The sequence below is a fragment of the Megasphaera sp. SC8-1 genome, assembly GCF_024436295.1.
GTDB lineage: Bacteria > Bacillota > Negativicutes > Veillonellales > Megasphaeraceae > Megasphaera > Megasphaera elsdenii.
The window spans coordinates 39,527-57,254 of sequence record NZ_JANFQH010000013.1 but is presented as its reverse complement, the minus strand read 5'-3'; the positions used below and the strand labels follow the sequence as shown (position 1 = coordinate 57,254).

20 protein-coding genes and 1 riboswitch are annotated in these 17,728 nt (G+C 51.1%); of the genes, 10 read left to right on the top strand and 10 right to left on the bottom strand.

Annotated elements, in window-relative coordinates; all coding sequences use genetic code 11:
- Positions 1 to 77: 77 nt before the first annotated feature.
- Both NOS26_RS05110 and NOS26_RS05105 read left to right on the top strand, forming a co-directional pair.
- Positions 78 to 1,004, top strand: a complete 927-nt coding sequence (locus NOS26_RS05110) for a metal ABC transporter substrate-binding protein (protein WP_027895411.1) — start codon at positions 78 to 80, stop codon at positions 1,002 to 1,004.
- 29 nt (positions 1,005 to 1,033) lie between these two features.
- Positions 1,034 to 1,756, top strand: a complete 723-nt coding sequence (locus NOS26_RS05105; protein WP_255917360.1) for an HAD family hydrolase — start codon at positions 1,034 to 1,036, stop codon at positions 1,754 to 1,756.
- 64 nt (positions 1,757 to 1,820) lie between these two features.
- On the opposite strand, the gene NOS26_RS05100 is transcribed toward NOS26_RS05105, so the two are convergent.
- The 6 genes from NOS26_RS05100 to NOS26_RS05075 all read right to left on the bottom strand — a co-directional run bounded on the left by NOS26_RS05100 (position 1,821) and on the right by NOS26_RS05075 (position 7,113).
- Positions 1,821 to 2,582 (bottom strand): amino acid ABC transporter ATP-binding protein, encoded by a 762-nt coding sequence (locus NOS26_RS05100; protein ID WP_353885133.1) that lies wholly within the window; start codon positions 2,580 to 2,582, stop codon positions 1,821 to 1,823.
- 6 nt (positions 2,583 to 2,588) lie between these two features.
- Positions 2,589 to 3,293, bottom strand: coding sequence for an amino acid ABC transporter permease (locus tag NOS26_RS05095; protein WP_072983658.1), 705 nt, complete (start codon positions 3,291 to 3,293; stop codon positions 2,589 to 2,591).
- Positions 3,283 to 4,032 carry an amino acid ABC transporter permease gene (locus NOS26_RS05090; RefSeq protein WP_169013311.1) on the bottom strand — a complete coding sequence of 250 codons (750 nt, stop codon included), beginning with the start codon at positions 4,030 to 4,032 and terminating at the stop codon, positions 3,283 to 3,285. Before NOS26_RS05090 ends, NOS26_RS05095 begins: the two co-directional genes overlap by 11 nt.
- 20 nt (positions 4,033 to 4,052) lie before the next feature.
- Positions 4,053 to 4,925: a transporter substrate-binding domain-containing protein gene (locus NOS26_RS05085; RefSeq protein WP_072983654.1), complete on the bottom strand. Its 873-nt coding sequence runs from the start codon at positions 4,923 to 4,925 to the stop codon at positions 4,053 to 4,055.
- Between the two features lie 23 nt (positions 4,926 to 4,948).
- Positions 4,949 to 5,941, bottom strand: coding sequence for a uroporphyrinogen decarboxylase family protein (locus tag NOS26_RS05080; protein ID WP_169013312.1), 993 nt, complete (start codon positions 5,939 to 5,941; stop codon positions 4,949 to 4,951).
- 401 nt (positions 5,942 to 6,342) lie between these two features.
- Positions 6,343 to 7,113, bottom strand: coding sequence for an SDR family NAD(P)-dependent oxidoreductase (locus NOS26_RS05075; protein WP_072983650.1), 771 nt, complete (start codon positions 7,111 to 7,113; stop codon positions 6,343 to 6,345).
- A gap of 250 nt (positions 7,114 to 7,363) precedes the next feature.
- Here NOS26_RS05075 and NOS26_RS05070 point away from each other — a divergent pair, with 250 nt between their 5' ends.
- From NOS26_RS05070 to NOS26_RS05060, 3 genes are all read left to right on the top strand, one after another.
- Positions 7,364 to 8,710: an MFS transporter gene (locus NOS26_RS05070; protein ID WP_255917358.1), complete on the top strand. Its 1,347-nt coding sequence runs from the start codon at positions 7,364 to 7,366 to the stop codon at positions 8,708 to 8,710.
- Between the two features lie 16 nt (positions 8,711 to 8,726).
- The gene (locus NOS26_RS05065; RefSeq protein WP_014015679.1) at positions 8,727 to 9,155 is read left to right on the top strand and encodes a hypothetical protein; all 429 of its coding nucleotides are present in this window, start codon (positions 8,727 to 8,729) and stop codon (positions 9,153 to 9,155) included.
- Positions 9,156 to 9,218: 63 nt separating this feature from the next.
- Positions 9,219 to 10,619, top strand: coding sequence for an FAD-binding oxidoreductase (locus NOS26_RS05060; RefSeq protein ID WP_014015678.1), 1,401 nt, complete (start codon positions 9,219 to 9,221; stop codon positions 10,617 to 10,619).
- Positions 10,620 to 10,717: 98 nt separating this feature from the next.
- On the opposite strand, the gene NOS26_RS05055 is transcribed toward NOS26_RS05060, so the two are convergent.
- The gene (locus NOS26_RS05055; protein ID WP_255917357.1) at positions 10,718 to 11,866 is read right to left on the bottom strand and encodes an MFS transporter; all 1,149 of its coding nucleotides are present in this window, start codon (positions 11,864 to 11,866) and stop codon (positions 10,718 to 10,720) included.
- A gap of 266 nt (positions 11,867 to 12,132) precedes the next feature.
- Positions 12,133 to 12,231, top strand: a riboswitch (SAM riboswitch).
- Between the two features lie 88 nt (positions 12,232 to 12,319).
- On the opposite strand from NOS26_RS05055, the gene NOS26_RS05050 reads away from it, so the two are divergent.
- The 4 genes from NOS26_RS05050 to NOS26_RS05035 all read left to right on the top strand — a co-directional run bounded on the left by NOS26_RS05050 (position 12,320) and on the right by NOS26_RS05035 (position 15,556).
- Positions 12,320 to 13,144 (top strand): MetQ/NlpA family ABC transporter substrate-binding protein, encoded by an 825-nt coding sequence (locus NOS26_RS05050; protein WP_014015676.1) that lies wholly within the window; start codon positions 12,320 to 12,322, stop codon positions 13,142 to 13,144.
- A gap of 141 nt (positions 13,145 to 13,285) precedes the next feature.
- On the top strand, positions 13,286 to 13,951 hold the full coding sequence (locus NOS26_RS05045; RefSeq protein WP_014015675.1) for a 3'-5' exonuclease: 666 nt from the start codon (positions 13,286 to 13,288) through the stop codon (positions 13,949 to 13,951).
- A 10-nt stretch (positions 13,952 to 13,961) separates the two neighbouring features.
- Positions 13,962 to 14,939, top strand: coding sequence for an AEC family transporter (locus NOS26_RS05040; protein WP_014015674.1), 978 nt, complete (start codon positions 13,962 to 13,964; stop codon positions 14,937 to 14,939).
- Positions 14,940 to 14,956: 17 nt separating this feature from the next.
- Complete coding sequence (locus NOS26_RS05035) at positions 14,957 to 15,556, top strand: hypothetical protein (RefSeq protein WP_014015673.1); 600 nt, start codon at positions 14,957 to 14,959, stop codon at positions 15,554 to 15,556.
- Here the strand turns inward: NOS26_RS05035 and NOS26_RS05030 are convergent.
- A complete protein-coding gene (locus NOS26_RS05030; RefSeq protein WP_014015672.1) occupies positions 15,553 to 16,077 on the bottom strand; it encodes a Gx transporter family protein in 525 nt (174 codons plus the stop codon). The two genes, NOS26_RS05035 and NOS26_RS05030, sit on opposite strands and share 4 nt — an antisense overlap.
- A gap of 9 nt (positions 16,078 to 16,086) precedes the next feature.
- Positions 16,087 to 16,485, bottom strand: coding sequence for a NusG domain II-containing protein (locus NOS26_RS05025; protein WP_014015671.1), 399 nt, complete (start codon positions 16,483 to 16,485; stop codon positions 16,087 to 16,089).
- A gap of 33 nt (positions 16,486 to 16,518) precedes the next feature.
- Between NOS26_RS05025 and NOS26_RS05020 the strand changes: the two genes are divergently transcribed.
- Positions 16,519 to 17,169 (top strand): tetratricopeptide repeat protein, encoded by a 651-nt coding sequence (locus tag NOS26_RS05020; RefSeq protein WP_255917356.1) that lies wholly within the window; start codon positions 16,519 to 16,521, stop codon positions 17,167 to 17,169.
- Here the strand turns inward: NOS26_RS05020 and gmhA are convergent, their stop codons facing one another.
- The gene (gmhA, locus tag NOS26_RS05015) at positions 17,170 to 17,727 is read right to left on the bottom strand and encodes a D-sedoheptulose 7-phosphate isomerase (RefSeq protein ID WP_169013318.1); all 558 of its coding nucleotides are present in this window, start codon (positions 17,725 to 17,727) and stop codon (positions 17,170 to 17,172) included. It abuts the gene before it with no gap.
- Position 17,728 lies beyond the last annotated feature (1 nt).

The window sequence follows — 17,728 nt, the reverse complement described above, 5'->3', positions numbered from 1 at the left end:
GAAAATGCAAGGCATTTGCAAATAATTGACAAAAAAAGGCGTCCGTGATACGATGGACGCCATAGGAGGTCCTCATTATGTTGTTTCATACCCTCAGCCGCCTCGCCCGTTACATCACGGTCCTGGCGGCCTGCTTATGCGTCATCAGCCTGGCTGGCTGCGGCCCCGCCGCCGACGTCCCCGATGACGGAAAATTAAAAGTCGCTGTCACTTTCGACGCCCTGAAAGAATTTACACAGGCCGTAGGCGGCGATAAAGTCGATGTCTACACACTCATCCCCGATGGGACAGAACCCCATGAATTTCAGCCGACGACGCAGACCATTAAACACCTCGGCAAATCCCAGCTCTTCGTTTACAGCGGTCTGGGCATGGAACCGTGGGCTCCCAAAGTCGTCGAGGCCGCCAAGAATACGGCACTCCACACGGTCAATGCGTCCCAAGGTGTCACGCCGATTGCCCTGACCGATGAAGAAGACATCAAGGAGCACGGCGCTTATGACCCGCACATCTGGTTGAGTCTGGTAAACGCCCAGATAGAAGTTTCCAATATCGCCGCCGCCCTGGCTGAAGCCGATCCGGCCAACGCCGACTATTACCGCAACAATGCCGGGAACTACAAAAAGCAGCTCCAATCCCTGCAAGATGAATATGCCCGCAAATTCGCCAGCGTCCCCCGCAAGGATTTCGTCACAGGCCATGCAGCCTTTGCCTACCTCTGCCGCGACTTCGGCCTGACCCAGCACAGCGTCGAATCCGTCTTTTCCAGCGGCGAGCCCAGTGCCCGCCAGCTGGCCCGCCTGGCCGACTATTGCCGGGCCAACGACGTGCGGACGATTTTCGTGGAAGACATGGTCAGCCCGAAGACGTCGGAAACCCTGGCCCGTGAAGTCGGCGCCCGTGTCGAAACGATTCACACCATCGAAACGAGCGAAGACGACGAATCCTACCTGGACCGTATGCGCGACAACCTGGAAAAAATCTACGCCAGCAGCCTGTACTAAGATTTCAGAATATAAACTGGAGGAATAACATGCAACATAAAACATATAAAGCCGCGATTTTCGATATGGATGGGACTGTCCTCAATACCCTGGAAGACCTGGCCAGCGCCTTGAACCATGTCTTAGCCGAAACGGGGCATGACCATGACTATGGGATAGCCCAAGTCCGCCAATTCTTCGGCAGCGGCGTACAAGTCGCCATTACCCGCGCCTTGGTCATTGAAAAAGGAATTGCCTCTTACGAACAGCTGGAATATGTCGGTCAGGACGGCGATACGATTACGCCGCGTGTCGACGCCCAGGAAGTCCGCCGCATCCAGGACATCTTCCGTCCCTACTATGCCGCTCACTGCGCCATCCAGACCGGTGAATATGCCGGCATCAGCCCGCTCCTCCGCCAGCTCCGGGCTACCGGCATCCAGACGGCCGTCGTCTCCAATAAACCCGACCCGGCCGTGCAGAAACTGACAGCGGACTACTTCCAGGGCCTCTTCGACCTCGCCTTGGGCGAACAGCCCCAGATACGGCGAAAGCCTGCGCCGGACATGGTCCTCAAAGCCTTGAAAGACTTAGGACTCACGCCGGAACAGGCCGTTTACATCGGTGATTCCGAAATCGACATCCAGACGGCAGAGAACGCCGGACTGGACTGCCTCAGCGTCACCTGGGGCTTCCGTTCCAAAACCTTCTTACAAAACCACGGTGCCCGCTTCCTCGTCGATACGCCGGAAGAAATTGCCGCATTTTTCTAAAAGTCGCTAGCCACAGGCCGCAAAGCCACCCCTAATAGGGGTGCCCGAAAGGCCGGAGAGATTGTTACGCTTCTTCGTAATCATGGGTTAAAATGCGATGCAAGAATTTTTTAGTCCGTTCTTCTTTAGGATGTTGGAAAATATCCTCCGATGTCCCTTCTTCCACGATGACACCATCCGCCATAAAAATAACGTGAGTAGCTACATCTTCGGCAAATTTCATTTCATGGGTGACGACAATCATCGTCGTGCCATCTTTGGCCAAATCCCGCATGACTTTCAAAACTTCCCCAACTAATTCCGGATCCAAAGCAGATGTCGGTTCATCAAAGAGGATAACATCTGGTTTTACGGCAATAGCCCGGGCAATTCCGACACGCTGTTGCTGGCCCCCGGACAACTGAGACGGATAATAATCAGCCCGGTCCAACATGCCAACACGCTGAAGGGCTTCCCGCGCAGTCTTCTCTGCGTCTGCCTTAGGGATTCCCCGTCCGGTCGTCAGACCAAGCATTACATTTTCTAAAGCGGTCTTATTCGCAAAAAGATTATATCCCTGGAAAACAAAGGCTGTTTTTTTACGGACTGTCGCAATCTCTTTCTGTGATGCATGACTCAAATCAAGGTGCATGCCAGCAAAATCCATTTCCCCGCTATCAGCCTGTTCCAAAAAGTTAAGGCACCGTAGAAAAGTGGTTTTACCAGAACCGCTAGGTCCCAAAATGACGACGACGTCGCCCTTGTGTATATCCACATTGACGTCTTTCAAGACCTCTAGTTTCCCAAAATGCTTACGCACGTTTTTAATAGACATTAACATATGCATTACTCCTTACGCTGCACGGAAAACGCTCAGGCGTTGTTCTGCCAGTTTGTAAGCGATCTGTACTATAGTGCAAACGATGATATAAACAATGAATACATCCAAATAAGCTTCAATATAATTATAGCCATAAGAGGCTGCGATTTTCCCAATAGCCAGGACATCTTTGACAGTCATGAGAAAGGCCAATGACGTACCTTTAATCAGGTTTACCGTAATATTGCAGACTGCCGGCAAAGCTACAACCATAGCTTGTGGGATGATGACGTGGCGATAGGTTTGCCATTCTGTCAAGCCAACAGATACACCGGCTTCTAATTGGCCCTTATTGATACTCATCAAAGCCGAACGGAAAACTTCTGCCAGCAACGCAATGGTATTCAGGGAAAAAACAATGACTGCATACCAGAAGGGGTTTACATTATCAAATACATTGAAGCTAGACCCCATCGATTTCAAAGCGAAGTTGATGAAACTCGGCAACAGGCTATACATAAGCAAAATCTGCAGGACCAATGGAGTCCCTCGTACAAAGGAAATATAGAAGCGCGTAATCCCTGTACCAATTTTATGACCCCGGATGCGGATGACAGCCATATAAAAAGCAATGGGCAAGGCAATGATCAGTGACAATGCAGTCAAGCTGAGCGTGACGCCGATCCCGCTCCATACCTTATAAAAGGTATCTATCATGAACCCATAATCAAGCTCCATAGCACGGATCACCTTCCTCTTTCTTAGCCTGTGTATGGCCTAGATTCTGACCTTTATCTAAAACGCGTTCAAGCTTCAAAAAGCCTTTTTCAATGATTGTTGTCATAATCCAATAAATAATCATACACGCTAAATAGATTTCAATACTGTAGGCTCCAAAATTCTGGGCAATAATCAAATTCCCTTTACCAATCAGGTCAATCAGCCCAATCGTATAAGCCAAGGCACCTTCTTTAAGCAGGTTAATGACGGAGTTACCAAAATTCGGCAAAGCAATCAGCGCCGCCTGGGGAAACAAAACTTGGCAAAATGTCTGGAAAGGCGTCAAGCCAATGCTGACACCCGCTTCATACTGACCTTTTGGCACTGCTTCATAAGCAGCCCGGAACACTTCTGAAATATAGGCCCCAAATAAAAGGGTAAAAGTAATGATGGCAAAAACAGCCCTATTTGTATCATTAATATCATAATCCGTCGTTGCTTCAATCAGTTTTGGCAGTCCATAAAAGACGATGAACAGTAAAACAATGGATGGCGTACACCGCATGATATAAGTGTATCCATGGGCCAGCCAGCGCAAAACCCGGTGATGACCGAGTTTTGCCCATGCTAACACCATTCCCAGGAAGGAACCCAATACAATGCTCGAAACAGCCACTAGCAGTGTCACCGATAAATAAGGCAACAAATCCGGCATGACCGAGAAGATGACGGACGGATTAAACACGCGTGTATCCATCGAAGAGTCCTCCCTTGAACTTACTGACTAATATACTGCGAAAGGCTTTCACCAAAATACTTCTGTTCCAGTTCGGCAATCTTGCCTTCATCGCGCAGTTCCTTAATAGCCTGATCCACTTGGTCTGCCAGCTTCTGTTCCTTCTTGTTGATCAGAGGATAGGTCGGAATCCCTTTATAACGGATATAGGTCAAGCTATCATTGAACTGATGATACGGGGCATCATCCTTGACGATATTGTTCTTATAGCTCAATTCAACTTCCAAATACCCGTCGTAGCGACCTTCCATGACCCAGCTATAGGCATCGGCAATCTGGAAAGCTTCCGAAGACTGCAACTGAATCGGTTTGTCCGGATGTTCCTTATTGTATGTATCGATAACCATATAGCGGGCATCCTGCGGTGCAATCGGGACCAGTTTGCCACTATACTGAGCAAAAGAATCCATATCTTTTACTTTATCGGCTTCATCCTTCCGGATAACTAAGCCGATGACGCTGGCACCGATATAGTTTTTCGTAAAAATATATTTCTTTTCGCGAGCTGCAGTTTTCCAGATACCTTTAGTCCCAATATCATACTTCCCGGATTCTACACCAATGAGCAAATCATCATCGGAAGTCGGTGTAAACTTCCAGTCATATTGTGGCAGTTTTTTCGCGACTTCCTTCATAACGGCTACTTCAAAGCCATCTGCTTCACCCTTATCGTTGACAAAGTCATAAGGTACATAGTAATTCGTATAAGCAACATTGACAACCTTTTTCTGTCCATCGCCACCACTAGCCGATGAATCCCCCTTCTTGCTGCAACCTGTCAATGCGGCTGCTACAATACCAACTAAAGCTGCAGTTAAAACGACTTTCCCCAATTTTTTCATTGTAAGTTTCATGGTTCATACCCCCTCAAAACGATTTACTTTGCCGCTTCGCGGACCCATTCAAAATGCTGCCAATCAGTATCGCGCGGTACGGTGCAATCTGCGCCGAGAATAACACCCTGCCGTCCAGCTTCGGCCAAAATGCGTTTAGTTTCAGCTTGGATTTCTTCTTTCGAGCCTTTATACAATAATTCGGAATCCAGATTGCCAAATCCGCCTAATGCTGCCCGGTTCCCAAAAATTTTACGTCCTTCCGGAATGGATACGCCTTCTACGACAACAGCCCAATTGATCGTCTTGACATTATAATCTTTATACAAAGTCAAATCATTATGATGTCCCGCATATCCGCAGATATGCAAAATATTATAGTCACTGACACTATTGGCTGCTGCCAAGATTTCTTTTTCTCCCGGTTCCAAAACTTCTTTATATGTTTCCGGCGAAATACCTAATAAGCTCTGCAGGCTGAAATAAATACCAGTAACCCCACCTTCAGTAATCAGACGTTTAGCCAGTTTTGCCAAATCATGAGAAATGACGTCCAACCCCTGTCGTACAGCTTGAGGGTCTTCTTTTACAGCATTTGCCAAAAATTCTTCGCTTTTAGAAATATCGGCTTGCATGAATTTAACTGTCGTCCCTGCACAAAAGACATTGAAGAACATGGCTATTTCATCACCATAACGGTCAGTCAACCGTTTCGCATAATCAATCTGCTGAGTAAACCATTTATCATCATCAGCTAAGGGTTTGATTTTCTTAAAATCAGCAGCCGTCTTAAGATTCATGGCCGTTTCATTTTCATACGGGAAGAATCCATCTGTCATGATTTTGACAAAATCCGGTTTGGCCGCATCAATATATCGTGTCTGACCTGCAAAGACTTTATCCATCAACTCAGGATGCTGGAACGAATCGGAATGGATTTCATCATCTAAAAAGTGAAACCAAAATCCAGATGGTACACGGTCAACGGGTTTATTGTCCATTGCTGCCAACACTAATTCTTTTTTGCTCTGTGTCATTATAACTCCCCCTGTTATCCTCTACGGATTATTTATATGAAGACAAAGAAAAACATTGATTGCCCACGTATACAAAAAACCACCGTCTCATTCTAACAGAGACGGTGGCCCGTGGTTCCACTCTGAATTGCAGCACAGCTGCCACTCGAAACCTATAACGCAGGTCAAACGGGATGACATACTCGATTCCTTCATCCTGCTCCCAAAGGCATTCCATCATATTCTTCGGCTAGACGGGCTTTCAGCCGGTGGCCCATCCTCTCTGTTGTCTCATCCTATGTGTACTTGTTTTGGTCATTGCATTTTCAATGTTTACGAATATACTAGCACTTTAAAACAGCACTTGTCAAGTATAGTTTTATATTTACGTGATTTTTCTTTATTTTTCAAAACATTTTTACTTAATCGTTATACGAATAGCCAGGATTTAAAGTCACATTCCTTCCACCCGATACTTCGATAGTCGCAGCATCCATATAAGCGGCCTGCTGGCTCGCCAAAAAAACAATGGGCCCGGCAATTTCTTCCGGCTGAGCCGGCCGACGCAACAAACAGGATTTCACTTGTTTGTTCAATTCTTCAGGCGCAATGGTCTGGGCTACTAAAGGAGTCAAGGTAAAGCCAGGCATAATACACAACACTCGTATTCCTTTAGCGGCAACTTCTCCTGCTAATGTATTCGTATAATTAACGACAGCCGCCTTCATCGGACCATATAAAGTAGCCCGCCCAGACGTTGCACACCGGGCAGCCAAGGAAGATACATTGATGATGACGCCTCCTTGTTTTTCCAGATAAGGAATCGCCGCCTGGCTTCCCATGACAACGGACTTGAAATTGACAGCATAATGCGCATCAATTTCTTTGCCTGTATACCACGTATCCTTACGGGCAAAAGACGCACCTACATTGTTGACCCAAATATCGATGTGACCAAAATGGTCATTGACTTGGCGTGCAAATCCATATACTTCATTTTCATTCGTCATGTCCGTCTGGCAGCCAAAGGCATTATTCCCCAGCTGCTTCAAAGCGGTCTTGAGTAAATCCAAATGGCGGCCACAAACAGCTACATAAGCTCCTTCATCAATAAAAGCCTGCGCCGTAGCCAAACCAATCCCAGCTGTACCCCCTGTAACAACAGCCACTTTTCCTTTAAGTCCTAAATCCATAAAAATCCCCCCTTTCATTTACTATACCACAAATTTACTCATGATATGAAACAAACTATAAGCAAAAAAATCACAAAAATCGGAAATAACTCCTTATATTTTCTCGTAAAAGGTAAATAAGCTCTAATTATTTACTCATAAAATGTGAATTTCTCCTTATTATTCGCTCATATTTTTGTAAATCAGCAAGTCCACATACTTGGTTATCTGGTATAATAGACGTAAGATATTGACTTTGTGAGGTGCGGATATGTCGACGGAAAAACGGATCTTTTACTCGATTTGCCTGGTCAGTTTTGTCGGGCCTTTTCTTTCTACGTCCATCAATATCGCCATTCCCGTCATGGCCGGTCAATTCGGCGTCGCGCCGGACCGCATGAGCTGGGTCGTGACGATTTTCTTGATGACGACGGCTGCTTTTCTCCTGCCCTTGGGAAAGGTTTCCGATGTCCATGGACGGCGGCGGACTTATGCCCTGTCGCTCATCGTCTTTGCCATGGCGACAGCGGCGGCGGCCTTCGCCCAGACCCTGACGATGCTCATCATCTTGCGGGCCATCCAGGGCATCGCCCTATCCGGCGTCTATGTGTCCTATATGCCCCTGCTCCTGGCGACGACGGATGAAGCCCATCAGGGCCATATCCTGGGCCAGGCTGTCGCCCTGACCTATCTCGGCCTGTCCCTGGGGCCGGTCATCGGCGGGGCCCTGACGCAGTTCGTCGGCTGGCGCTGTATCTTCCTCTTGTCTGCCCTGGCCATCGTCATTTCGTACGCCTTCATCCGTCCCATCAAAGAAGAATGGTATGCCAACGGCGCGCCCTTCGTCAACCTCGTCAGTTCGGGCCTGTCCATCACCGGTATCCTCTGCGCGTTGTACGGGCTATCATCCTTTGAAGATTACAGTGCTTCTTTCTGGATCGGCCTGGTCTTGCTGGTCGTCTTCGTCATCCACGAAGGCAAGTCCTTCCACCCCCTGCTGCCACTCTATTTATTCCGTAACCTGACTTTTTCCATGTCCAACCTGGCAGCCCTCATCCAATACAGTGCTACCTATGCCGTTTCCTTTTTATTATCCCTCTATTTCCAGGTCATTCTCGGCCTGCCGCCGGCTGTGTCCGGGGCCATCCTGCTGGTGCAGCCCATCATCATGGCGTTCTTATCGCCCCGGGCCGGTGACTTATCGGATAAGTATGGTCCGCGGGGCATCGCCTCTATCGGCCTCGTCCTGACGGCCCTGGGACTGACGGCCTTCGCCTTGTTCCCGCGCGTCCCCGTCAGCGGTGCTGCCATCTTCCTGGTCTTCATCGGATTGGGGGCAGCCCTGTTCGGCGCTCCCAACAACAGCGCCATCATGGGGTCTGTCAAAAAGATGCACCACGGTATCGCCTCGAGCATTTTGGCCTTGTCGCGCAATCTCGGCCAGGCCCTGAGCATGGCTGTCGTCACCTTTATCATGACGACGGAAACGGCTAAACAGCCATCTTATACCGACGGCGTCCTGGCGGCCCTGCATGCCTCGTTCGTCATCTTAGCCGTCCTCTGTTTCCTTGCCGTTGCGGCCTCGCTAGCCCGCGGCCATCATCAAAAAAAAGCTTGATTCAGGAGGTATTTCCATGAAAAAACAACTCATTGCAGCCGTTACGATTGCGTCACTTCTCGGTTTCGCCGGCGGCACAGCCGTCCAGGCCTTCAACCTCGGTTCTATCTTGAAAGTCGGCGGCATTTCCATCCTCGTCTCCAAGTATGGCGATTCCATCAACGACTTTCTCAACAAACTGCTCATGAAAAATGGCGTCGGCACGGATTATGCCACCAAAGTCGTGCCTATCGTCAGCGTCGGTACGGGTAAATATATCGGCGCCGTCCAGGTCATCGGCCCGTCGGCCCAAGTCGAAAAGGTCAAAGCCGTCGCCCAGCTGGAAGGCGAATTTAACGGCATCGCCCGGGCCAATGCCCTCATCCCTATGGCGACGACGAATGTCAGCAATCTCAATCGAGTCCAGGGCGTCGGCGTCTCGGCAACGATTGATTTCAAGTTCTGATGCCTTCCCTAGGGGCGGCGAGCGTGGTAGAATAAGACAACAAATGAAAAGGAGGCCCTTTGCTTGAAAACTTATCAGCCCATTACGCCAGAAATCATTGAAAAATTAAAAGCCATTACCGGTCCGACTTATGTCAAGACCGATAGAGACATGCTCTTACAGTATCAGACCGACTATGAAACCAACCCGGCCATGTTCCACGTTCCTGACGCTGCCGTATCGCCGGCGAACGCCCAGGAAATCTCGGAAATCGTCAAATTAGCCAACGAATACGACTTCCCCATTACCGTCCGCAGCGGCGGCACCAGCCTGGCCGACGGGGCCATCCCGGTCTGCGGCGGCCTGGTTCTCTGCATGGACCGTCTCAACAAGATTCTCGAACTGAATGAAGAAGGCATGTACATGACCGTCGAAGCCGGTGTCCGCACGGTAGACTTGCAGAATGCCGCCAAGAAAGTCGGCCTCATGTATGCCGGTGACCCGTCCAGCGCCGAAAGCAGCCTCATCGGCGGCAACCTGGCTACCAATGCCGGCGGCCTGCGCGCCGTCCGCTACGGCGTCACCCGCGACCAGGTCTACTGCCTGGAAGTCGTCACCCCTACTGGCGATATCGTCGAATGTGGCCGTATCCTCAAGAAATGCTCGACCGGCTACGACCTGGAACAGCTCATCATCGGCAGTGAAGGGACGTTGGGCATCATCACCAAAGTCACAGTCAAACTGATTCCCCTGCCGCCGTACCGCTTCGACGTCCTGGCCATCTATACAGATCCGCGCCAGGCTTTGCACATGGTACCGAAATTGATGAAAGCCGGCATCGATCCGACCAGCGTCGAATACATGGACAATTCCTACGTCCGCGGCTGTGCAGACTACTGCCATTACAAGGATATGCCCCACTACGACGACGGTATCTACGTCATCATCACCGTCGAAACCTTCCACGAAGATGAACTGGACACCAAGATGGACGCCGTCTGCACGATCTGTGAAGAATCAGGCGCCGCCGAAGTCCTGGAAGCGGATGACCGCGTCTGGAACATGCGCCGCAACTGCCAGACCTCGGTTGAACTGCAAAGCAAGGTCTTCCTCACAGACGACGTCGTCGTGCCGGTCCATAAAATTGCCGGGACCATCGAAAAAATCATGGATATCGGCAAGGACTATCCCTTTGAAGTCAAGATCAATGCCCACATCGGCGACGGCAACCTGCACATCGTCCTCTGTAAGATGGACATGAGCGACGAAGAATGGGAAAAGAACGTCGAAGAATTTCATCAGCAAGTCTACGCCTATGCCTACAGCGTCGGCGGCCGCCTGGCCGGCGAACACGGCATCGGAGCCAAGAAATTAAAATACATGGAACAGTTCACACCAAAAGGCGAACTGAAAATCATGAAAACCATCAAGCGGGCCATGGACCCGAAAGACATCCTCAATCCGGGGAAAGTGATTGATGCGTAAGAAAAAAGCCTGCCCCTGCGGCAGGCTTTTTTAGTTTGACGTTTGATGTTTGACGTGATGGTTTCAAATTTATCCCTACTTACATCAAACTTCAAACATCAAACCTCAAACTTCCCCAACAGCCGCATGGCCATGACGGTCATGATGATTAAGAGGACTGTGACCAGGGTAAAGGAAATGGTCAGGCTGAAGACACGGCCGATGAAGCCCAGTACGGCCGGTGCCAGGAGGATGCCGACGTAGCCGATGGTACTGACTGCGGCGACGGCATCGGCGATGGGCATTTCTTTTTGCGTCCCCAAGAGGGAGTAAAAAACGGGGACCGTATTGGCGCAGCCGATACCGATGAGGACGTATGACGCGAACAGTAACGGGCCGCCGCCGATGAGCAGGATTCCCAAAAAGCCGACAAAGGCGATGGGCAGGGAAAAAGCCAGGAGACGCCGCGGCCCGATATGCATGGTCAGGGAATCACCAGTCAGGCGGGACAGGAAGGCCGAAGCTGTGAACAGGGTCAGCCCCAGGCCGGATTGGGAAATGTCGATGCCCTTTTCCGTCGTCATGAAGACGCCACTCCAATCGTTGATAGAGCCTTCGACGAGGAAAGATATCGTACAAATCAGCCCAATGAAGACAATCGTTCCTTTGGGCCGCACGAAATGGCTGCCGCCACGGCTTTCATTCCGCTCACTGTGAAGATGGGGCGAAAAGAAGAAGACACAGGCGGCAATCAGGACGGCACCGGCCAGGGCAACGCCTTGCCAGGGCAACCGAAATTGCAGCATCAGGGCGAAAAAGGCAGCGCCAGCAAAGTTCCCCAAAGACCACATGGCCTGCATTCCCGACATGAGGCGCTTGCGGACTTTCCGTTCAATGAAGATGCCGTTGATGTTGACGACGACATCGAGCAGCCCCAGGGAGGAACCGAGGAGAACTGCCACCAGCAGCGCCGCAGTGTAAGCCGGCACATAGCAGAGAACGTTCAAGACGACGGCAATGGCCAGGCCGGCAGCAGTCAAAGAGCGGCGGCAGCCTAAACGCCCGGCAATAGAGCCGGCCAGCATCATCATGATCAGGGCTCCCAAGCCGACGGCCAGCAAAAGGAAGCCCAGATGGTCGTCGGGAATCTGCAGTTTCCGTTTTAAGAAAGGAATAAGCGACGCCCATGACGTAAAGCCGAAGCCGCCAAGGAAATAAAAAGCTTTGGCACTGTAAATCTGCCAAAGGATATCTCGTTTATTCAGCATTTCTATCACCTCACAAAAAAAAGCCGGATAAGAAACCACCCAGGCCTGCACCTTTATCGAAGAACGTGTTTACGTACACGCCCTTCCTCCGCTACAGGGCTGAAGTGACATCTTATCCGGTTCTATACCATACGAGTATAAGCCTCCGATGAGTTTTCTTATTATAACATAAAAAGAAATTTTTCTCAAGAAGCGCAGGATTGTCAAAAATTTCTTGACAGATTCCCCGCCAGATGATAACATGTACACCAACAACAAAACATTGTCTTTCATCAAGAGCAGTCGAGGGAATGGCCCGATGACGCTGCGGCAACCCCCTATCGGGATAGGTGCCAAGTCCAGCGGTATATACCGGCAGATGAACGAATCGCAAATTGAGCCGTCATCTGTATGACGGCTTTTCTTTTTGACCGGCAAACCCTTATATTCGTCATCCAGAAAGGAAATGATTACATGAATGCAACAGTAAAAAAACTCTTCGCCGCCGTCCTCATCACGACGACGTGCCTCTTTGCCGCCGGCTGCGGTTCGTCTTCCAATTCCGGTGCTTCCGGTGATAAAAAAGAAATCAAGATGGGCGTCACTGCCGGTCCCCACGCTGAAGTCATGGAAGAAGTCGCAAAAGAAGCAGCTAAACAGGGTATCACCATCAAAGTCGTCGAATTTAACGACTATGTCCAACCGAACAAGGCCCTGGCCGAAGGCGACCTGGACATGAACTCCATGCAGCACCAGCCGTACATGGACAACGTCGTCAAGAAACAAGGCCTGAAGATCACGTCTATCGGCAAGACCATCATCCTGCCCATGGCTGTTTACTCGCACAAATATAAAGACATCAAAGATGTCGCCGACGGTGCCAAAGTCACCATCCCGAACGACCCGACCAACGGGGCCCGCGCCCTGCTCCTGATCCAGCAGGCCGGCCTGATCAAGTTGAAGAACGGCAACTCCGTCGACGCTTCGGTTACGGATATCACAGAAAATCCAAAGAACCTCCAGTTCGTCGAACTCGATGCCGCTCAGATTCCCCGTTCCCTCGACGACACGGACCTGGCTTGCGTCAACACCAACTACGCCATCCCGGCTGGCTTGAATCCGCAGAAGGATTCGATCCTCGTCGAATCGAAGGATTCGCCGTATGCCAACGTCATGGCAGTCCGTCAGGGCGACGAAAACAACGAAACATACAAGAAAGTCTTAGAAATCTACCAGTCGGAACCGATCAAGAAATTCATCGAAGAACATTTCCAGGGAACTATCCTGCCGGCATTTTAATGGCTCATGACTTGTAGGGGCCGCCCAAAGGGCGGCCCGCCTGATTCATCTCAAAAGGGCTTGTCGCACGTGCGACAAGCCCTTTACTTATGGTATAATAAAGATTGTCCATCAGATTCAGAAAGGAGACACTTTTTTATTATGAAAGCCGTATTTGTCGATTTCGAGATGAACCCTATCGGCCGGGACCAGAAGGAAGCGCGCCGCATCTGCAAGGGTGAAATCATCGAAATCGGTGCTGTCAAGATAGACGAAGACGGGAAGGAAATCTCGTCGTATAAAGAATATGTGCTGCCCGAATATACGACAGCCATGAACCAGACCTGTCAGGAACTGACAGGCATCACCATGGAAATGCTGGCCGGGAAGCCCCATTTCCGCCAGGCCTTCGACCATTTCCTGACCTGGTGCAACGAAGGCTGCCCCAATGCCTACGAAATGTTCGCCTGGAGCGAAAACGACTGGCGCCAGCTGGACTGCGAACTCCGCCTCAAGGAAATCGACGAACACGACGACCGCGTCCGCTGGATGCTCGACCACTGGCAGAATTTCCAGCAGATTTACTGCAATCTCCTGGGCCTGGACAAAGTCATTTCCCTGGACAAGGCTGTCAGTACCCTGGGCGAAACCTTCGACGGCCAGATGCACGACGCCCTCTGGGACGCCCGCAACACATCCAAGCTCTATGTCTTATCGAAGAAGAAAGAAGAGTTTCGCGACATCATGCAGCCTATCATCGACGCCACCAAGCCGGCAGAACCGCTGACGTTCTCCCTGGCCGACGCCTTCCGCGCTGCCCGCAAGTAACGAGGACACCATGGAAGATACGACACTCCGGATGATTTATATTTTTACAGACATCATCCTGCCCATGCTAGCCGGCTATGCCGCCAAACAGCGGCGCTGGCTGACGCCGGAACAGTCGAACTGGCTCATCCGCTTCAACATCATCGTCATCATGACCGCCCTGACCCTGCTCAGCTTCTGGGTCCTGCCCATGCGGACCGATTTACTGAGTCTGCCGTTCTTTGCCTTTTTCAACGGCCTCCTGCCCTTGGCGGTCGTCCTCTTACTGGGGCGGCAGCGCAAATTCTCATCCTTTGTCGACCGCGGCAGCTATCTCATCGCCGCCATCCCGGCCAATACCGGGACGCTCGGCGGCCTGTGCAGTTACATTCTCTACGGGGAAATGTCCTATGCCTACGTCCAGATTATCGGCGTATTCCAGAACCTGCTCATGTTCTTCGTCCTTTTCCCTATGGGATACTACTATCAGCACAGCGGGAAAGACCATAACTTTTTCGTCTTTTTCAAAGATAATTGGAAATCCATCTTCATCAACTGGAACCAGCTGTCCGTCGTAGCCTTAGTTATCGGCACAGCCTTGCATGCTGCCGGGATTCCCAGACCCGCTGCGGGAACGACGATTTTCCAGGCCCTCATCCATGTCAGCGCCTGGGTAGCCCTCATTCCCGTCGGGTATCTCATTGATTTTTCCCATTTCAAGGACTACGCCCGAAAGACGTTAGACCTCATCCCGATAAAGATGATTCTGACGCCGTTGGCATCGTATGGCCTGGCTCTCTGCTTTACGTCAGACCCGGTCCTCCTTGGGACCATCATCATCGTCATGGGCACGCCTTGTGCCATCAATGCCTTGATTACAGAGCGGCTCTACGATTTAAATGTCAATCTGGCCATGGCGCCTTTCATTACGACACAAATTCTATATATCCTTATCCTCTATCCGGCATTTTATCTGCTCGTATCCTGGGGATATTTACCTTTTAAATAACACTAGCGAGGTGTATTATGACTCATACCCGAATCCGTTCCTTTTTATTGGCCCTCTTCCTGGTCATCCTGACCTTGAGCCTGACGGCCTGCTATACGATTACCCTGAAAGAAAAGCGCATCGACGGCATGGGCTCGTCCATTACGGTGAAACTTCCCGGAAATCCGCAAAAACTCGACTTCCCCGTCCCTGTCGACCCGCTTACGCAGCGCTATTTCAAGGGCAGCCGTCTGTACGGGGAAATAGACAGCGGCCTGTATGTCGCCATCTATACCAACAGCATCGATACCCAGCAGATGTACGACGACCTGCACATCAGCCAGGGTCAGGCCATCAGCCAGCGCCTCAATCAGACGGCTGAAGCCGCAGCCGGCGCCGTATTGTCGAAAATCGACGCTAAGAACGTCTCGGTCAGCCAGGACACGACGACGGTCAGCGGCCAGCACGCCGTCGTCCAGGACTTTACCTTCACGTACGAAGATAAATCCATGCGCGCCCGCCTCATCGGCTTTGCCGACGGACCGGCCACGTGGATCGTCGTCGTAGCCTGCGATGGCAGCAAAGAAGATAAAGTAAAACTGGCCGACGAAGTCTTGGACTCTATCCGGATTAATTAATCACCTTCCTGCATGCGACGGTAAATGGGCAGTTTCTTCAGATGGCGCAAGGTGAAGATGGCCGTAATGCCGATGAGGATGCCCGTACCGGTACCGGCGACGGCCAGGACCGGCAGATAAAGCATGATCTTGATATTTTCTACGACCAGGGATGCCACGATGACCTGCCCCAGGTTATGGAAAATACCGCCGGCTGTGCTGACGCCGATGATAGAGAATTTCCCTGTCTTCTGCAGGACCATCATGGCCCCCAGGCTGAAAGCGGCCCCGGAGACACTGTACAGGAAAGCGTTGATACCGCCGCCAAAGGCCGTAGCCAGGATGATGCGCACGAGCAGGATGAGGCAGACGTCGCGCTTGCGCGGCAGGGCATAGAGGGCGATGACCGTAATCAGATTGGCCAGCCCCAGTTTCGCCCCTGGCGCGATGAAAGGCACGGGCAACATCCCTTCGACGATATATAAGACCAGGGACTGGGCGATGAACAAGCCCAGGATAATGATGTGGAATGTCTTTTTCATAAGCTACCTCTAATGGGCCGGAATGACATCGGGTTCGTCCCCGCCGGCAGACTTCACTTCGACTAACACCTTGTGCGGCAGGCAGACGACGGTCGCACCGGGCTTGCTGACAAAACCTTCACTGATGCAGATTTTATCGGGACAATCGGCTTCGGTAATGCCGACGCTCTCGTCCTGGATGACGACCAGGTTGTGGCCTTTATCGGTATCGATAGAAATCATATCGGTCCCATGGTGGCCTGACAAGGGTACTTCCTTATAGACTTTGCCATCGACTTGGATGACGGCATACGTCCGGTCTATCGACGCATCATTGCCGGTCAGGTAAAAGATGCCTTCCGGGATGAAAGATAAGACGAGCAGCGTGATGATGAGGATGATGTCCCCTTTTTTGATGATATGTTTCATAGGATTTTCCATTTGACGAACAGGAGAACGAACATGAAGAACAAACACTTGGCCATCCTGCTCCTGCTGGCATTAGCTGCCGGGAGCGGCGGATGCAGTACGCAGCCATCATCGTCTCAGCCGGCACCGGCGGCACAAGAAGTACAGACTTCGACGGCACCGGCTATCCAGGCCGATTCGCAGGCCTACAGCGACGCAGGACTGAAAAAATACCAGGCCGGCGATTATGCCGGAGCCATCAGCGACTTCGACAAAGCCCTTTCTATGGACGCCCATAATTACCAGGCCTTGAGCAATAAAGGCGTCACCCTGGCCATGCGCGGCAACAGTACGGGTAACAAAAACGACGTCGCCCAGGGCATCGAGCTCATTGAAAAAGCGCTGAAAATAGCCCCGAAAGACGTCGCTTCGTTCTACAACCTGGCCTTGGCCTATAAAATAGACGGCCAATACGATAAAGCCCTGACGTATTTCAAGAACGTCATCGCCGCCGACCCGGGCAATACCTGGAGTTACTACGGTATCGCCACCATCTACGGCGACCTGGGCAAAGCCGACCAGGCTCTGCCTTATCTGAAACAGGCCATCGACCTGGGCGGCGAAGACGTCCGTCAGGCAGCCCGGACACAGAGCCATTTCGATAAAATCCGGAACAACAAACAGTTCCAGCAGATTGTCGGCTGATTACATATCTTCTTCAGCGATTTCGCAGAGGATATGACCGATCATAATATGCATTTCCTGAGCCCGTGCCGTCACTTTTGCCGGTACAGACAGGCAGATATCACAGGCCTCCTTCATCTTACCGCCGCCATAGGCGGTCATGCCGATGACAGTGAGGCCTTTTTCGCGGGCTGCCTCGATGGCTTCCAAGACATTCTGGCTGTTGCCGGACGTAGAAATGCCGACCAGGATATCGCCCTTTTCACCTAAAGCCCGGACCTGACGGGCAAAGACCGTGTCGAAGCCGTAATCATTGCCGACAGCCGTCAAAATCGACGTATCGACAGTCAAAGCCAGAGCCGGGAACGGCCGCCGTTCTTTCTGGAAGCGGCCGACGATTTCTGCGGCTAAATGCTGAGAATCGGCAGCACTGCCGCCATTGCCACAAAATAGGATTTTGTGGCCCGAAGCCAGGGCCTCTTTGAACAAGGTCCCGGCTTTTTCAATATCCGGAATCAAATCCATCGTCGCTTCGAGAACAGCGGCATGGTCTTTCATTCGTTGTGTGACAAGACTCATA

Excerpts from the sequence above, each read along its gene's own strand:
- NOS26_RS05110 (WP_027895411.1), top strand. The coding sequence starts at position 78 with ATGTTGTTTCATACCCTCAGCCGCCTCGCCCGTTACATCACGGTCCTG.
- NOS26_RS05105 (WP_255917360.1), top strand. The coding sequence starts at position 1,034 with ATGCAACATAAAACATATAAAGCCGCGATTTTCGATATGGATGGGACT.
- NOS26_RS05100 (WP_353885133.1), bottom strand. The coding sequence starts at position 2,582 with ATGCATATGTTAATGTCTATTAAAAACGTGCGTAAGCATTTTGGGAAA.
- NOS26_RS05095 (WP_072983658.1), bottom strand. The coding sequence starts at position 3,293 with ATGGAGCTTGATTATGGGTTCATGATAGATACCTTTTATAAGGTATGG.
- NOS26_RS05090 (WP_169013311.1), bottom strand. The coding sequence starts at position 4,032 with ATGGATACACGCGTGTTTAATCCGTCCGTCATCTTCTCGGTCATGCCG.
- NOS26_RS05085 (WP_072983654.1), bottom strand. The coding sequence starts at position 4,925 with ATGAAACTTACAATGAAAAAATTGGGGAAAGTCGTTTTAACTGCAGCT.
- NOS26_RS05080 (WP_169013312.1), bottom strand. The coding sequence starts at position 5,941 with ATGACACAGAGCAAAAAAGAATTAGTGTTGGCAGCAATGGACAATAAA.
- NOS26_RS05075 (WP_072983650.1), bottom strand. The coding sequence starts at position 7,113 with ATGGATTTAGGACTTAAAGGAAAAGTGGCTGTTGTTACAGGGGGTACA.
- NOS26_RS05070 (WP_255917358.1), top strand. The coding sequence starts at position 7,364 with ATGTCGACGGAAAAACGGATCTTTTACTCGATTTGCCTGGTCAGTTTT.
- NOS26_RS05065 (WP_014015679.1), top strand. The coding sequence starts at position 8,727 with ATGAAAAAACAACTCATTGCAGCCGTTACGATTGCGTCACTTCTCGGT.
- NOS26_RS05055 (WP_255917357.1), bottom strand. The coding sequence starts at position 11,866 with ATGCTGAATAAACGAGATATCCTTTGGCAGATTTACAGTGCCAAAGCT.
- NOS26_RS05050 (WP_014015676.1), top strand. The coding sequence starts at position 12,320 with ATGAATGCAACAGTAAAAAAACTCTTCGCCGCCGTCCTCATCACGACG.
- NOS26_RS05045 (WP_014015675.1), top strand. The coding sequence starts at position 13,286 with ATGAAAGCCGTATTTGTCGATTTCGAGATGAACCCTATCGGCCGGGAC.
- NOS26_RS05040 (WP_014015674.1), top strand. The coding sequence starts at position 13,962 with ATGGAAGATACGACACTCCGGATGATTTATATTTTTACAGACATCATC.
- NOS26_RS05035 (WP_014015673.1), top strand. The coding sequence starts at position 14,957 with ATGACTCATACCCGAATCCGTTCCTTTTTATTGGCCCTCTTCCTGGTC.
- NOS26_RS05030 (WP_014015672.1), bottom strand. The coding sequence starts at position 16,077 with ATGAAAAAGACATTCCACATCATTATCCTGGGCTTGTTCATCGCCCAG.
- NOS26_RS05025 (WP_014015671.1), bottom strand. The coding sequence starts at position 16,485 with ATGAAACATATCATCAAAAAAGGGGACATCATCCTCATCATCACGCTG.
- NOS26_RS05020 (WP_255917356.1), top strand. The coding sequence starts at position 16,519 with ATGAAGAACAAACACTTGGCCATCCTGCTCCTGCTGGCATTAGCTGCC.
- gmhA (WP_169013318.1), bottom strand. The coding sequence starts at position 17,727 with ATGAGTCTTGTCACACAACGAATGAAAGACCATGCCGCTGTTCTCGAA.